Genomic DNA, 2,461 nt, shown 5'->3' with positions numbered 1-2,461 from the left:
GGGGCGGGAGCCGGCATCGCCGCCGCCTTCGGCGCGCCGCTGACGGGCGCGTTCTACGCCTTCGAGATCGTGATCGGCGCCTACACGCCTTCGGCCATCGCCCCGATCGCCGCGGCGGCGCTGGCGGGCGTCATGACCGCGCGGGCGCTCGGCTCGACGCCCTATCTGGTCAGCGCCCCGACGGGCGGGGCGCTCAGCGCCACCGATCTGCTGATGCTGGCGCCGCTCGGGGCGCTCTGCGCCATCATCGGCATCCTCCTGATGCGCTCCGTCGCGCTGGTCGAGATCGGCACGCGCAAGGCGCGGCTGCCTGCTTATGCGCGGCCGGCGATCGGCGGCCTGCTGCTGATTCCGCTCGCGATGATCTCGCCGCAGGTGCTCTCGGCCGGGCACGGCGCGCTGCATCTCGACCTCGCCGGCGGCGCCGCGCTCGGCTTCATCGCCGTCGTGTTCGTCGCAAAGTGCCTGGCCTCGGTCGTCTCGCTCGGCTTCGGATTCCGCGGCGGCCTGTTCTTCGCCTCGCTGTTTCTCGGCACGCTCGCCGGACATCTGTTCGCCGAGGGCGCGGCCGTGATTCTCGGCCCGGGCGTGGTCAACGTCACCGACGCCGCGCTGGTCGGGATGGCGGCGCTCGCCGTCGCGGTGGTCGGCGGCCCCATCACCATGGCGATGCTGGTGCTGGAGGCGACGCGCGACCTGACGCTCACCGGCGCGGTGTTGGCCGCTGCGCTCGTGGCGAGCACCATCGTGCGCGAGGCGTTCGGTTATTCGTTCTCCACCTGGCGCCTCCATCTGCGCGGCGAGACGGTGAAGAGCGCGCGCGACGTCGGCTGGGTGAAGACGCTGACCGCAGGTCGGATGATGCGCCGCGAGGCCAACACCACCCCGTCCACGACCACGGTCGCCGAGTTCCGCCGACGGTTCCCGCTCGGCTCGACGAGCCGTGTCGTGCTCGCCGACGGGGCAGGCAGGTACGCCGGGGTTCTGGTCACGGCCGCCGCCTATGCGGAGGGCGTCGATCCGGCCGAGCCGGTGGCGCAGCTCGCGAGCGCGAAGGACGTCGCGCTCAGGCCGGAGATGGACATCGGGGCGGTGATGCGCCTGTTCGACTCGGCGCAGGTCGACGAGCTCGCCGTGATCGGACCCGACAGCGAGGTGCTCGGCGTGCTCTCGGAAACCTTCGTGCGCCGCCGCTACGCCGAGGAGCTGGAGAAGGCGCAACGTGAACTGTTCGGCGAGCGCTGACAGACTTGGACGCGGGAGCTTGACTCCCGAGGCGCGATGGAGAACAAAATAGGTACATAGAAGAACGGGGAGAGAACCATGGCCTTCCGCGGCATCCGCGCAGCGACTGTCTTCTGCCTCGAGCTCGCCTCTGTGACCTTGTTCGTCGGCGCCGTGATGGTCTGGGCGGTGGCGCTAGGAGGCGCCGCCTGAGGGCCTCTCCTGTGGAGACCGGCCGGTTAGATCGGGCGCCGCCGCGCGGAGCCGGGTAGGGTCTGGGCTGACCACAAGGGAGCGGACATGGCGGCGGGAGGACTGACGGGCGATCCGGGCTTCGTGCATCTCAACGTGCGCTCGTCCTTCTCGCTGCTCGAAGGGGCGCTCACCATCGCGAAGCTCGCCGCGGCGGCGAAGTCCGACCGGATGCCGGCGATCGCGCTGACCGACGACAATCTCTTCGGCGCGCTTGAATTCTCCGAGAAACTCGCCGGCGCGGGCGTGCAGCCGATCGTCGGGCTCACCCTGCCGGTCGACTTCAACGATCGCGAGCAGCGCGGCGGCCGGCCGGCGCGCGACGTCAGGCGCCCATCGATCGTGCTGCTCGCGCAGTCGGCCGAGGGTTACGGCAACCTGATGGCGCTGAGCAGCCGCGCCTTTCTTCAGAGCGATCCCGACGCGCCCCCGCACGCCACGCTCGAAATGCTGGAAGGTCTCTGCGGGGGGCTGATCGCACTCACGGGCGGTCCCGAGGGACCGCTCGATTGCGCCTTCTCGGAAGGGGCGGACGACGTCGCGGGGGCCCGGCTGAGCAGGCTTTCGGGCTTCTTCGGGGACCGGCTCTACATCGAGCTGCAGCGGCACGGCCTGCCGGGCGAGGCCGCCGTCGAGCCCGCATTGGTCGGGCTCGCCTATGAGCGGGGGCTGCCGCTCGTCGCCACCAACGGCGCGCGGTTCGTGGAGCGCGCCGATCACGAGGCGCACGACGCGCTCATCTGCCTGGCCGATGGCCGCGTGCTGGCCGAGACCGACCGTCGGCAGATGTCGCCCGACCACTACCTCAAGACCCGCGCCGAGATGGCGGCGCTGTTCTCCGATCTGCCCGAGGCGCTCGAGAGCACCGTCGAGATCGCGCGCCGGAGCGCGTACCGGCCCCGCACCGCCAAGCCGATCCTGCCCCGCTTCACGGTGGGCGATGCGACCGCCGACGGCGCCGACGCCGAGGCCGCGGAGCTCCGCC

At 71.4% G+C, this 2,461-nt stretch carries 2 protein-coding genes; both read left to right on the top strand.

Translation table 11 applies throughout. The annotated features are described in order from the left end of the window. A partial coding sequence (locus ACIKT0_RS16880) for a chloride channel protein (protein WP_407106533.1) occupies nucleotides 1-1,245 on the top strand: 1,245 nt, incomplete at its 5' end. 279 nt (nucleotides 1,246-1,524) lie between these two features. Then, on the top strand, nucleotides 1,525-2,461 hold a 937-nt coding region (locus tag ACIKT0_RS16875), incomplete at its 3' end, for a PHP domain-containing protein (protein ID WP_407106532.1).

Origin of the sequence: Hansschlegelia beijingensis (genome assembly GCF_045505405.1) — a bacterium.
In the GTDB taxonomy this organism is placed as follows: domain Bacteria; phylum Pseudomonadota; class Alphaproteobacteria; order Rhizobiales; family Methylopilaceae; genus Methylopila; species Methylopila beijingensis_A.
This window is presented reverse-complemented; position numbering and strand designations above follow the sequence as displayed.